Source organism: Pseudomonas sp. RA_35y_Pfl2_P32 (assembly GCF_963970735.1).
Classification (GTDB): Bacteria; Pseudomonadota; Gammaproteobacteria; order Pseudomonadales; family Pseudomonadaceae; genus Aquipseudomonas.
In genome coordinates this window covers 138597-150463 of record NZ_CAXAQF010000006.1, presented here as the reverse complement: position 1 = coordinate 150463, position 11867 = coordinate 138597, and the positions used below count along the sequence as shown (strand labels likewise).

The following is an 11867-nucleotide window of genomic DNA, read 5'->3' as shown; positions in this document are numbered from 1 at the left end:
ATCCCGTTTTGGGGTCCTTGGTACAGGCAGGCCGGGGATTCCTCTTTTATTGCTCCTGGAGATGGATCTCCAACCGCCAGCGGTCATCCACCTCGCTGCCGGCCCAATCGCCCTTCAGCGGCCGGGCCGCCACCAGTGTCAGCAACAATCCCTTGTCACTCAAACGCACTCGCCAGTTGACGTCCTTGTCGCTGAGCTTGAGCTGGCCTTTCTGCGCCCGCCCCTGGGCCTCGAACAGCAGCGCGAGGCTGCCGTCGATCAGTTCGCCATGGGTCTTGGGCGCATTGTTGAACCACAGCACCAGGCCATCGCCGGTGACCTCGACCTGCTGCAGCTCGGACGGCTCGGGGGTGGTCAGGCGACCGATCATCAACCCCACCATCAGGCCGACAATCGCCAGCGAGCCCATCACCCGCGGCAATAGCTTCGATCGCCGGTCCACTTCCGGCGTAGAATGCCGTCCATCTTTACCTTCGGAGCCGTGCATGTTTCACGTCATCCTTTTTCAACCAGAAATTCCGCCGAATACCGGCAACGTTATCAGGCTGTGCGCCAACAGCGGCTGCCACCTGCACTTGATCGAGCCACTGGGCTTCGAGATGGATGACAAACGCCTGCGGCGGGCCGGCCTCGACTATCACGAGTATGCCACCTTGCAACGGCATGCCGACCTTGCCAGCTGCCTGGAAAGCCTGGGCCATCCGCGCCTGTTCGCGTTCACCACCAAGGGCTCGCGGCCGTTTCACGACGCCAGTTTCGCCGAGGGCGATGCGTTCCTGTTCGGCCCGGAAAGCCGTGGTCTGCCGGCCGATGTGCTGGACGCCCTGCCCGACGGCCAGCGCCTGCGCCTGCCGATGCGCGAAGGTTGCCGCAGCCTGAACCTGTCCAACACCGTGGCCGTGGCCGTGTACGAAGGCTGGCGGCAGCTGGGTTTCAAATAACCCACCCGCCACTTTGCGCCTGGCAAAAACAATCGCGGGCAAGCCCGCTCCCACAGGTTGTGCACAATCCTGTGGGAGCGGGCTTGCCCGCGATGTTGTCAGCCGCGCTGCTTACTGAACGGTCTGAGCGCCGTCCTGCTGCATGCGCTGCACTTCTTGCGCGTACAGTGCGTCGAAGTTCACCGGGGCCAGCATCAGGGCCGGGAACGAACCACGGGTCACCAGGCTGTCCAGGGCTTCGCGAGCGTACGGGAACAGGATGTTCGGGCAGAACGCGCCCAGGGTGTGGCTCATCGAACCTTCGTCGAGGTTCTTGATCAGGAAGATACCGGCCTGCTGGACTTCGGCGATGAAGGCCACTTCGTCACCGTTCTTCACGGTCACCGACAGGGTCAGCACCACTTCGTGGAAGTTGTCTTCCAGCACTTTCTGACGGGTATTGAGGTCCAGACCGACGCTCGGCTCCCACTGCTGGCGGAAGATCGCCGGGCTTTTCGGGGCTTCAAAGGACAGGTCACGCACGTAGATGCGCTGCAAGGAGAATTGCGGTGCGGTTTCTTCTTCGCTAGCTGCAGTGTTCTGTTGGTCAGTCATCTCAGATCCTTTCTGATCTTGGGTCTAATAGGGAAGGAATTAGGCCTTGAGCAGCGCGTCGAGCTTGCCAGCGCGGTCCAGGGCAAACAAATCATCACAGCCACCGACATGGGTGCTGCCGATCCAGATCTGCGGCACGGACGTACGCCCGGCCTTGCTGGCCATTTCGGCACGCACCTGCGGCTTGCCATCGACCTTGATCTCGTCGAAGGCTACGCCCTTGTTTTCCAGCAGGTACTTGGCGCGCGAGCAATAAGGGCAGTAATCGCTGGAGTAGACGACGACGCTGGCCATATCACTTCACCAGCGGCAGGTTATCGGCTTTCCAGCTGGAGATCCCGCCGGACAGCTTGGCGGCGGTGAAGCCGGCCTTGAGCAGTTCGCGCGCGTGGGTACCGGCTGTCTGGCCCATGGCATCGACCAGGATAATGGTCTTGGCCTTGTGCTTGTCCAGCTCGCCGACGCGGGCAGTCAGTTTGTCGTGCGGAATGTTCAGCGCGCCAACGATGTGACCGGCGGCGAAATCCTTGGTCGAACGGATGTCGATCACCACGCCGGCGTCCTTGTTGACCAGCCCGGTCAGCTCACCGGTGCTCAGGCTGCGACCGCCGCCCTGCATTTGATAAGCGATCAGCAGCGCCAGCAGTACGACGAAGATACCGACGAGCAGATAGTGGTTAGTGGCAAATTCAATCAGGTGAGCAACCATCGAAGGAGGTTCCAGGGCGTTAAAATGTCGGCCAGTATACACAGCCACTATGGTGGGCCAAACCCCGTCCGGCGGTGACGCCGCCGGAACTTCGCTTTAAACTGCCACTCCCTTTTTTCATCGCCCCTTTTTTAACTCAGCCACGAGTGGAATCTATGACTACCACGCCTAAACCTTTGGTCCTGATGATTCTCGACGGCTTCGGTCACAGTGAGAGCGAAGAATCCAACGCCGTGTTCGCGGCCCGCAAGCCTGTCCTCGACCGGTTGTGCGCCACTGTACCGAACGGCCTGATCTCGGGTTCGGGCATGGACGTCGGCCTGCCGGACGGCCAGATGGGCAACTCGGAAGTCGGCCACATGAACCTCGGCGCCGGCCGCGTGGTGTACCAGGACTTCACCCGCGTGACCAAAGCGATCCGCGACGGCGAATTCTTCGACAACCCGACCCTCTGCGCCGCCGTGGACAAGGCTGTTGCCGCCGGCAAGGCCGTGCACTTCATGGGCCTGCTGTCCGAGGGTGGCGTACACAGCCACCAGGACCACCTGATCGCCATGGCCGAACTGGCCTTCAAGCGCGGCGCCGAGAAGATCTACCTGCACGCCTTCCTCGACGGCCGCGACACGCCGCCGAAAAGCGCCCAGTCGTCGATCGAACTACTGGATGAAGCCTTCAAGACCCTGGGCAAAGGCCGGATCGCCAGCCTCATCGGCCGTTACTTCGCCATGGACCGCGACAACCGCTGGGACCGCGTCTCCCAGGCTTACAACCTGATCGTGGACGGCAACGGCGAATTCAACGCCGCCACCGCCCAGGAAGGCCTGCAAGCCGCCTACGAGCGAGGCGAGAGCGACGAATTCGTCAAGGCCACCACCATCGGCGAGCCGGTCAAGGTCGAAGACGGCGACGCCATGATATTCATGAACTTCCGCGCCGACCGTGCGCGGGAGCTGAGCCGAGTGTTCGTCGAGGACAATTTCAGCGAGTTCGAACGTGCCCGCCAGCCAAAACTGGCCGGTTTTGTCATGCTCACCCAATATGCCGCCAGCATCCCTGCCCCGTCGGCCTTTGCCCCGGGCAGCCTGGAAAACGTGCTGGGCGACTACCTGGCGAAAAACGGCAAGACCCAACTGCGCATCGCCGAAACCGAGAAATACGCCCACGTGACCTTCTTCTTCTCCGGCGGCCGTGAAGAACCGTTCCCGGGTGAAGAGCGCATCCTGATCCCTTCGCCAAAAGTCGCCACCTACGACCTGCAGCCGGAGATGAGCGCGCCGGAAGTCACCGACCGCATCGTCGAGGCTATCGAAAACCAGCGTTACGACGTGATCGTGGTCAACTACGCCAACGGCGACATGGTCGGCCACAGCGGCGTGTTTGCCGCCGCGGTCAAAGCGGTTGAATGCCTGGACCTGTGTGTCGGCCGGATCGTCGAAGCCCTGGAGAAAGTGGGTGGCGAAGCGCTGATCACCGCCGACCACGGTAACGTCGAGCAGATGTCCGACGAATCCACCGGCCAGGCCCACACCGCCCACACCACCGAGCCGGTACCGTTCATCTACGTCGGCAAGCGCGACCTCAAGGTCCGCGAAGGCGGGGTCCTGGCCGACGTGGCCCCGACCATGCTCAAGCTGCTGGGGCTGGAGCAACCGACCGAGATGACCGGCACCTCGATCCTGGTGTAACCCGCCCCATCAAACACCGACAAAACCCTGTGGGAGCGAGCTTGCTCGCGATAGCAATCTGACAGTCAACATCTACGTTGAATGTTATGGCGCCATCGCGAGCAAGCTCGCTCCCACATTGGTTTTGGGGTGTTTTCAGAGGTAACTCTGCTCCAGTTATCACACCGCCCTAATTGGGCGTTTTTTTTGCAACGCTTGCCGGGCATACTAGGCTGTCTTTTTTCCCCCGGTGTCGCCCGCCTCTATGCTCCGCGTCCTGATAGCCCTAGCTCTGACCTGCCTGCTCCAACCGGCCTTTGCTGACGAGCGCGCGCAAACCCAACAACAGTTGGACGCCACGCGTCAGGACATTGCCGAGCTGAAAAAGCTGCTGGGCAAGCTGCAGGAAGAAAAGTCCGGGGTGCAGAAGGACCTCAAGGGCACCGAGACCGAGATGGGCAAGCTCGAGAAGCAGGTCGATGCCCTGCAAAAAGAGCTGAAGAAAAGCGAATCCGAGCTGCAGCGACTCGATGCCGAGAAAAAAAAACTCCAGAGCGCGCGCACTGAACAGCAACAACTGATTGCCACCCAGGCCCGCGCGGCCTATCAGAACGGCCGCCAGGAATACCTCAAGCTGCTGCTCAACCAGCAGAATCCGGAAAAATTCGCCCGGACCCTGACCTATTACGACTATCTGAGCCAGGCTCGCATGGAACAGTTGAAGAACTTCAACGAAACCCTGCGCCAACTGGCCAATGTCGAGCAGGACATCACCCAGCAACAAGCCCAGCTGCTGGTGCAAAAAAGCAGCCTCGACAGCCAGCGCGACGAACTGGACAAGGTCCGCAAGGAGCGCCAGCAAGTCCTGGCCAAGCTCAACACGGACGTCAAGGACCGCGACCGGAAGCTGCAGGCCCGCGAGCAGGACCAGGCCGACCTGTCCAAAGTCCTGAAAACCATTGAGGAAACCCTGGCACGCCAGGCCCGGGAGGCAGAAGAAGCGCGGCAGAAAGCGCTGATCGCCCAGCAGGAAGCAGAAAAAAAGCGTTTACGTGAGGCACAGGCCGCGGCAGACGCCCCGACCGATGCCCCACGTAAAATCGCCAAACCGACCCCTGGCGCCCTGGTTTCCAGCGCTGGCGAAACCTTCGGCGGTGCATTTTCTGCAACACGGGGAAAACTTCCTTGGCCGGTTGATGGTCGATTGCTTGCCCGCTTTGGTGAAAGCCGTGGCGACGACACCCGCACCAAGTGGGACGGCGTGATGATCAGCGCCTCCGCCGGTAGCCAGGTGCATGCCGTGCACGGCGGACGCGTGGTGTTCGCCGACTGGCTGCGTGGCGCCGGCTTGCTGGTGATCCTCGACCACGGCAACGGCTTCTTGAGCTTGTACGGCCACAATCAGACGCTGCTCAAGTCGGCTGGCGACGTGGTCAAGGCCGGCGAGTCCATCTCCACTGTCGGTAACAGTGGCGGCCAGGACACGCCCGCGCTGTATTTCGCTATTCGTCAGCAGGGTCACCCGAGTGATCCAGCACAATGGTGCCGTGCGCAAGGATAAGCGCACCATCTAACTCAGGAGTTCGTTCGACATGCTGCATTTGTCCCGCCTCACTTCGCTGGCCCTGACGATCGCCCTGGTGATCGGTGCGCCCCTGGCGTTTGCCGCTGAACCGGCCTCGTCGACTTCGGCCGCGACCACCAAGGCGCCATTGCCGCTGGATGAGTTGCGCACCTTTGCCGAGGTCATGGACCGGATCAAGGCCGCGTATGTCGAGCCGGTGGATGACAAGACCCTGCTGGAAAACGCCATCAAGGGCATGCTCAGCAACCTCGACCCGCACTCCGCCTACCTGGGGCCAGAAGACTTCGCCGAGCTGCAGGAAAGCACCAGCGGTGAGTTTGGTGGCCTGGGCATCGAAGTCGGCTCCGAGGACGGCTTCATCAAGGTGGTGTCGCCGATCGACGACACCCCGGCCTCCAAGGCGGGCATCCAGGCCGGCGACTTCATCGTCAAGATCAACGGCCAGCCCACCCGTGGCCAGAGCCTGACCGAAGCCGTGGACCGCATGCGTGGCAAGATCGGCGAGAAGATCACCCTGACCCTGGTCCGCGACGGCGGCACCCCGTTCGACGTGACGCTGGCCCGCGCGACCATCCAGGTCAAGAGCGTCAAGGCGCAGCTGCTGGAGTCGGGCTACGGCTACATCCGCATCACCCAGTTCCAGGTCAAGACCGGCGAAGAGGTCTCCCAGGCCTTGGCCAAGCTGCGCAAGGAAAACGGCAAGAAGCTCAGCGGCATCGTGCTGGATCTGCGCAACAACCCCGGCGGCGTCCTGCAATCGGCAGTGGAAGTGGTCGACCACTTCATCACCAAGGGCCTGATCGTCTACACCAAGGGCCGGATCGCCAACTCCGAGCTGCGCTTCTCCGCCACTGGCAAGGACGAAAGCGAAGCGGTGCCGATGGTGGTGCTGATCAACGGCGGCAGCGCCTCGGCCTCGGAAATTGTCGCCGGTGCCCTGCAGGACCAGAAACGTGCAGTGGTGATGGGCACCACCAGCTTCGGCAAGGGCTCGGTACAAACCGTGCTGCCGCTGAACAACGACCGCGCGCTGAAGATCACCACCGCGCTGTACTTCACCCCGAACGGGCGCTCGATCCAGGCCCAGGGCATCGTCCCGGACATCGAAGTGCGTCGGGCGAAGATCACCAGCGAGCAGGACAGCGAGTACTTCAAGGAAGCTGACCTGCAAGGCCACCTGGGCAATGGCAACGGCGGCGCCGACAAGCCAAGCGGCTCCGGCGGCAAGGCCAAGCCGATGCCACAGGACGACGATTACCAACTGGCCCAGGCGCTGAGCCTGCTCAAGGGCCTGAGCATTACCCGCGGCCGCTGAGATGCGCCTGCGGTGGCTCCTCAGCCTGCTGTGCTGCCTGGCCGGCGTTGCCCACGCGACGTCCGGGCAGGCACCCCCCCACAAGGCTTACCTGAGCCTGATCATCGATGACCTGGGGCAGAACCTGCCCCGGGATCGCCGCGTACTGGCGCTGCCCGGGCCAGTCACCACGGCGATCATGCCCGACACCCCCCACGCCACCGAATTTGCCCGCGAGGCCCACCGCGCCGGCAAGGTCGTCATCCTGCACATGCCCATGGACCCGGCCACCGGCCCGTTCGCCTGGCACCCTGAACTGTCCGTCGAAGAACTGCGCAAGCGCCTGGACGCCGCGTTCAAGGCCGTCCCCTTCACCGCCGGCCTCAATAACCACATGGGCAGCCGCATGACCGCCCAGCGGCCGGCCATGACCTGGTTGATGGCCGAGTTGCAACGCCGGCATAAGCTTTTCGTCGACAGCCGCACCAGCGCCCAGACCGTTGCCGCCGCCGAGGCGCAGAAGGTTGGCCTGGCCAGCGCTTCACGGGATGTGTTTCTCGACGACGAACGCACCGAAGCGGCGATCTACAGCCAACTGCAGACTGCCATCAGCCTGGCGCGCAAACAGGGTTCGGCGGTGATGATCGGCCATCCCTACCCGCAGACCCTCGCGGTGCTCGAGCGCGAACTGCCCAAGCTCAAGGCCCAGGGCATCGACTGGATTGATATCCGGCAGATGATCAGCGTGCGCGGCAATCGCGCCATGACTGCCCATGGCAAAGATGGGACTTATCGCTAACCAGCAGCAGCGGGCCACTACATAGTTAACGCCAGGTGCCTCAGCCAATTCTGGATATTGAAACCCACAGCCCAATTTGGGCTGCCTTTCAATTATCAGGAATGAACATGAACCCACATGACGATGACGCGGCACCCACCAGGCCAATGGAATCTATAAAAGTTGAAAACCTGCTGATCAACTTTACGACCGAGTTTCACCGGATCTGGGACAACAAAGGCTCACGCTCCAAACCCGGTGGCTTTTGGCGCCCCAGCCCTGCCCCTGATTTGCTGCCAGGCTTTTTCTCGCTCGGCGACCTCGCTGTATCCGGCCACGACAACATCAACAATCGCAGGGTAGTGGCCGTTGTTTGCGAAGGCCAACCACCAAGCCCTGGCGCCAACCAGGACAAGGCACTGAGCAAGCCCGATGACTTTGAACAGGTCTGGAAAGACAAGGGGTCAGGCGCCAAAACGGACTGTTCAATATGGCGTCCCGTTGCACCGCAGGGCTACGTGGCACTTGGGTTGGTGTGCGCTGACGGTCTCGATAAACCTTCAGTCAACTCCGTGCGATGCGTGCGGGCGGATCTTGTCGTGGCGGCATCCATCGACACAATGATCTGGAGCGACAAGGGCAGTCGTGCCAAGCAGGACTTCAGCGCCTGGAATGTCCTGCCACCGGCCGCAGCCGCAGGAGAGATTCATTTTGCGCCAGGCACATTCGTTGGCGTCAACAGCTATACCAAACCACTAACGCAGATCACCGCGTATGCACTGCGAATGCGCATTTCGCTCAAAGCCGAACCTTCGCCAGTTCCTCCGTCCCTGACCGGATACGAACCCCCCGCCTCAACGCAGCCCGCCACAGTCACCCAGACTGCTCGGCTTCCCTGGTTCGCGATCAAGGATCCCAACCTGATCGCCTTTGAGCAGTTTCGTACCTCTCCCTACTACCACTTGCAAAGAAAGGAGCAGTACGTGCTGATCGGCTACGGCCATAACACCAGCTCCGCAGGAAAAACCTTCAAATGGACTGATGAGGCACCCACCACCGAAAGCCTCGAAACCTTCTCTCGCCTGACCTCGGTCGAGGTAGGAGTTGAATGGAGCTCCAGGTTGCCGGAGTTTTCCATATCACTGCCACCGACCTTTTCAGTCGAGTTCTCGGCAAAACTGGGCAACAGTTTCTCCCCCACCGACACCCAGAACAGCAGGTTGGTCGGCCCCCTGGCGGCACACGTGGTCACCATCGTTGCGAAGAAACGCATCGTGGCGGTTTATCGCACACAGTTTGACTACCAATTGCTACGCAGCAACGGCACACAAGTGGCAAGCGAGGGAAGTTATTCCGACTACGACAAACTGCATGTGAGCGAATATCCGCCGGAACAATAACCGGACTGCGGCCGGCACCTCGCCGGGGGCCACGATAGCGCTCACCCTGAATTTCATCACCAAGGAGTGGACATGAATTACCTCAGCTTCGCGGGCCTGATCGGCCTGTTAGCTATTTCCGCAGTGCAGGCCCGCGATCTGGGCGAAGGCGCCGTCAACGACTCACCGTCTAGGGCACTGCAAAACAGCGAACATCTTTATGAAATCTGGAGCGGCGTGGGACGACTCAGTCTCCAATCGGGCAAGACTTGCAGCGCCGTTCTACTGGACACGCGTAACAGACAAGGCCAAGCCACCAGCCCTGCTTACCTGCTCACCAGCGGTCATTGCGTGTTCTTTCAGTACGGTTCGGCGCGGACCAATCTGCCTTTGAAGGCCAGCGTCACCTTCCACTACTTTCATGACATGCCACAGCGTATGCGCCGATACGCCATCCGAGCTGCCCGATGGAGCAGTCTGGTCGGGACCGATCTTGCAGTACTGGAGGTCGACGCGACATTGGCGTCGCTGATACAGGCCGGGGTCAACCCGCTCAAGCTGGCGTCCCATCAAACCTACGAGAGTCAGGATGCGCTTAACATTGGCGCGCCGAGCGGCTTTACCGAACAAGGGCTTCGATTGAGTGCCTGCGCTGAACAAACCGCCGGAACGTTCATCGATCACCCCGGGGTGTTCCCTTCGGCTATGAAAAACAGTTGCGACCTTCACGCTGGCAGCTCCGGTAGCCCGATGCTGAACCGCCACACCAATGAAATCACCGGCATCGTCAGTAAAGTCGCGGTCTCGCGCAATACACCCGAGCCGCCTGATTGTGAGCATTCGACGTCTTGCAAGGCAGCCCGTTTCAACTACAGCTACTCGGCCAACTTTCTGCACAAGTGCTTTATTGACGGTGTCTTCACCAGCGATGGGGCGGACTGTTCCCTGGAACCGGTCGAACTGACTGTCTCGGAGCCCTGGAAGCTCAAGTCATACGTTCATAGAACGCAAAACGCGGATGGACAGCTCGTATTGCCTACGTGGGATTTCAGGTTCTCCCTCGAGGCGCCCTTCTATCGCTACAAAACGGTCCATAACGCCAGGGACTGCAAGGCGCCCGACAATTACAGCGTCGCTGTCAGCACTGAAGACGCTTACATCAATACTGAAATCGGGCCACAAAGCGGCACACATGCACTCTGCATTATCGGCATCAGTTCTGGGGAACAGCACCTGACAAGGGCGACATTGAATAACGTGTTTACAAGTGCCGTGTACTTGAGCGCGACGCCGGCCGCTCCGTCTCAGGTGGTATCGAAGTGATGGTTACAGATACTTCGCCATGATGTCGTCCACCACGCCTTCTTTGCGCATCTGATCCAGCGCTGCCTGAAGCTTGGCGACGGTTTCATCCGGCACGTCTTTATTCAACGCCAGATAAAGCTGCGCGCTGTGGAAACGCAGGACCGTCTTGAGGCCCGTGACCCCGTCCTGGCGCGCCAGATAGCGCCCGGCAGGGTCCCCGGTGGCCCACAGGTCAATCTGGCCATTGAGCAGTTTTTTCGCGTTGTCCTGATCGCGCAGCACCACAATCGGCTTGAGTCCCTGCTTGGCCAGTGTCTCGGCGATGGCGTCGCCCTTGTAGGCGCCGATCTTGTATTTGCGCGCCTCTTCCAGGGTTTGCAGGGTAATTTTGCTGTCAGCCTTGGCCAGCATGATCCAGTCATCCGGACCAATGGGGCCGACCCACTTGAAGAGCTTTTCGCGGTCGGGCAAACGCGCCATGACGAACACCCCGTAGCCGGGATTTTCCAGGGCGAGTTTGTAGACTCGCTCCCAGGGGAAACGCAGGGTCAGGCTGTAGGTGATGTTGGCCCGCTTTAATATCTCGCGAACGATGTCCACGGCGATGCCATTGATGTTCTCGTCCTGGGCGAAGTTCTTGCCGTTCTTCGCCATGTTGTAGGGCGGGAAGTTTTCCGTCAGCAAGACCAGGTCGATATCGGTTTTTTCAGCGGCCCGTAGCACGCCGCAGAACAGTAACGCAGAACTGGCAAGAACGAGGAAAAGGCGTCTGAGCATGTCGGCTACCGCAATCCATTGGCGTGCCCAAGCTTGCCTTGAGCCCGCCATGCTGTCCACTGGCCTTTATCGAACCACAATCCCGCGCGCCGCCATGTAGGCCTTCGCTTCCGGCACCGTGTACTCGCCGAAGTGAAAGATACTCGCCGCCAGGACCGCGCTGGCGTGACCTTCGAGGATACCGTCCGCCAAGTGCTGCAGATTGCCGACGCCGCCGGAAGCGATCACCGGAATCCCCAGGGCATCGCTGATGGCGCGGGTCACGCCCAGGTCGAAGCCGTTCTTCATGCCGTCCTGGTCCATGCTGGTCAGGAGGATTTCCCCCGCGCCCAGGCCTTCCATCTTCTTCGCCCACTCCACCGCATCCAGTCCGGTAGGTTTGCGCCCGCCGTGGGTGAAGATTTCCCAACGCGGGGTTTCGCCCGGCAGGGAGACTTTCTTGGCATCGATGGCCACGACGATGCACTGCGAGCCGAAATGCTGCGCGGCTTCGCCGACGAATTCCGGGTTGAACACCGCCGCGGTGTTGATCGAAACCTTGTCCGCACCGGCATTGAGCAGGTTGCGAATGTCTTGCACGGTGCGCACGCCACCGCCCACGGTCAGCGGGATGAACACCTGGCTGGCCATACGCTCGACGGTATGCAAGGTGGTGTCGCGGCCATCGACGCTGGCGGTGATGTCGAGAAAGGTAATCTCGTCGGCACCCTGCTCGTCGTAACGACGGGCGATTTCCACCGGGTCGCCGGCGTCACGGATGTTTTCGAACTTCACACCCTTGACGACCCGGCCGTTGTCCACGTCCAGGCAAGGGATGATACGTTTGGCCAGCGCCATGATC

At 61.0% G+C, this 11867-nt stretch carries 13 protein-coding genes; 7 read left to right on the top strand and 6 right to left on the bottom strand.

What is annotated here, in order from left to right; translation table 11 throughout:
• Window positions 1-46 precede the first annotated feature (46 nt).
• A complete protein-coding gene (locus AACY45_RS07920; RefSeq protein WP_339544929.1) occupies window positions 47-487 on the bottom strand; it encodes a hypothetical protein in 441 nt (146 codons plus the stop codon).
• On the opposite strand from AACY45_RS07920, the gene AACY45_RS07915 reads away from it, so the two are divergent.
• Window positions 486-941 (top strand): tRNA (cytidine(34)-2'-O)-methyltransferase, encoded by a 456-nt coding sequence (locus AACY45_RS07915; RefSeq protein WP_029295910.1) that lies wholly within the window; start codon window positions 486-488, stop codon window positions 939-941. The two genes, AACY45_RS07920 and AACY45_RS07915, sit on opposite strands and share 2 nt — an antisense overlap.
• Before the next feature lie 111 nt (window positions 942-1052).
• On the opposite strand, the gene secB is transcribed toward AACY45_RS07915, so the two are convergent.
• Genes secB through AACY45_RS07900 form a run of 3 tightly spaced genes read right to left on the bottom strand, consistent with a single transcriptional unit; the run spans window position 1053 to window position 2244 of the window.
• Window positions 1053-1535 carry a protein-export chaperone SecB gene (gene secB, locus AACY45_RS07910; RefSeq protein WP_095167353.1) on the bottom strand — a complete coding sequence of 161 codons (483 nt, stop codon included), beginning with the start codon at window positions 1533-1535 and terminating at the stop codon, window positions 1053-1055.
• 39 nt (window positions 1536-1574) lie between these two features.
• Entirely contained in the window at window positions 1575-1829 is a 255-nt protein-coding gene (grxC, locus tag AACY45_RS07905) for a glutaredoxin 3 (protein WP_095167355.1), read from the bottom strand.
• Window position 1830: 1 nt separating this feature from the next.
• The gene (locus tag AACY45_RS07900) at window positions 1831-2244 is read right to left on the bottom strand and encodes a rhodanese-like domain-containing protein (protein WP_339544928.1); all 414 of its coding nucleotides are present in this window, start codon (window positions 2242-2244) and stop codon (window positions 1831-1833) included.
• Window positions 2245-2399: 155 nt separating this feature from the next.
• Here AACY45_RS07900 and gpmI point away from each other — a divergent pair, with 155 nt between their 5' ends.
• From gpmI to AACY45_RS07870, 6 genes are all read left to right on the top strand, one after another.
• Window positions 2400-3929, top strand: coding sequence for a 2,3-bisphosphoglycerate-independent phosphoglycerate mutase (gene gpmI, locus AACY45_RS07895; protein ID WP_339544927.1), 1530 nt, complete (start codon window positions 2400-2402; stop codon window positions 3927-3929).
• A 244-nt stretch (window positions 3930-4173) separates the two neighbouring features.
• On the top strand, window positions 4174-5469 hold the full coding sequence (locus AACY45_RS07890; RefSeq protein WP_339544926.1) for a murein hydrolase activator EnvC family protein: 1296 nt from the start codon (window positions 4174-4176) through the stop codon (window positions 5467-5469).
• A gap of 31 nt (window positions 5470-5500) precedes the next feature.
• The gene (locus AACY45_RS07885; protein ID WP_339544925.1) at window positions 5501-6808 is read left to right on the top strand and encodes a S41 family peptidase; all 1308 of its coding nucleotides are present in this window, start codon (window positions 5501-5503) and stop codon (window positions 6806-6808) included.
• Between the two features lies 1 nt (window position 6809).
• On the top strand, window positions 6810-7586 hold the full coding sequence (locus AACY45_RS07880; protein ID WP_339544924.1) for a divergent polysaccharide deacetylase family protein: 777 nt from the start codon (window positions 6810-6812) through the stop codon (window positions 7584-7586).
• A gap of 107 nt (window positions 7587-7693) precedes the next feature.
• Complete coding sequence (locus AACY45_RS07875) at window positions 7694-8965, top strand: Vps62-related protein (RefSeq protein WP_339544923.1); 1272 nt, start codon at window positions 7694-7696, stop codon at window positions 8963-8965.
• Between the two features lie 72 nt (window positions 8966-9037).
• Window positions 9038-10267 carry a trypsin-like serine peptidase gene (locus tag AACY45_RS07870; RefSeq protein ID WP_339544922.1) on the top strand — a complete coding sequence of 410 codons (1230 nt, stop codon included), beginning with the start codon at window positions 9038-9040 and terminating at the stop codon, window positions 10265-10267.
• A gap of 3 nt (window positions 10268-10270) precedes the next feature.
• Here AACY45_RS07870 and AACY45_RS07865 read toward each other — a convergent pair whose 3' ends face one another.
• Window positions 10271-11026 (bottom strand): substrate-binding periplasmic protein, encoded by a 756-nt coding sequence (locus AACY45_RS07865; protein ID WP_339544921.1) that lies wholly within the window; start codon window positions 11024-11026, stop codon window positions 10271-10273.
• A 66-nt stretch (window positions 11027-11092) separates the two neighbouring features.
• Entirely contained in the window at window positions 11093-11863 is a 771-nt protein-coding gene (gene hisF, locus AACY45_RS07860; RefSeq protein WP_017126987.1) for an imidazole glycerol phosphate synthase subunit HisF, read from the bottom strand.
• Window positions 11864-11867 lie beyond the last annotated feature (4 nt).

Coding starts and splice junctions, on each gene's coding strand:
- gpmI (WP_339544927.1), top strand. CDS start 2,400: ATGACTACCACGCCTAAACCTTTGGTCCTGATGATTCTCGACGGCTTC.
- AACY45_RS07865 (WP_339544921.1), bottom strand. CDS start 11,026: ATGCTCAGACGCCTTTTCCTCGTTCTTGCCAGTTCTGCGTTACTGTTC.
- AACY45_RS07920 (WP_339544929.1), bottom strand. CDS start 487: ATGCACGGCTCCGAAGGTAAAGATGGACGGCATTCTACGCCGGAAGTG.
- AACY45_RS07880 (WP_339544924.1), top strand. CDS start 6,810: ATGCGCCTGCGGTGGCTCCTCAGCCTGCTGTGCTGCCTGGCCGGCGTT.
- grxC (WP_095167355.1), bottom strand. CDS start 1,829: ATGGCCAGCGTCGTCGTCTACTCCAGCGATTACTGCCCTTATTGCTCG.
- AACY45_RS07870 (WP_339544922.1), top strand. CDS start 9,038: ATGAATTACCTCAGCTTCGCGGGCCTGATCGGCCTGTTAGCTATTTCC.
- AACY45_RS07890 (WP_339544926.1), top strand. CDS start 4,174: ATGCTCCGCGTCCTGATAGCCCTAGCTCTGACCTGCCTGCTCCAACCG.
- AACY45_RS07885 (WP_339544925.1), top strand. CDS start 5,501: ATGCTGCATTTGTCCCGCCTCACTTCGCTGGCCCTGACGATCGCCCTG.
- secB (WP_095167353.1), bottom strand. CDS start 1,535: ATGACTGACCAACAGAACACTGCAGCTAGCGAAGAAGAAACCGCACCG.
- AACY45_RS07875 (WP_339544923.1), top strand. CDS start 7,694: ATGAACCCACATGACGATGACGCGGCACCCACCAGGCCAATGGAATCT.
- AACY45_RS07900 (WP_339544928.1), bottom strand. CDS start 2,244: ATGGTTGCTCACCTGATTGAATTTGCCACTAACCACTATCTGCTCGTC.
- AACY45_RS07915 (WP_029295910.1), top strand. CDS start 486: ATGTTTCACGTCATCCTTTTTCAACCAGAAATTCCGCCGAATACCGGC.
- hisF (WP_017126987.1), bottom strand. CDS start 11,863: ATGGCGCTGGCCAAACGTATCATCCCTTGCCTGGACGTGGACAACGGC.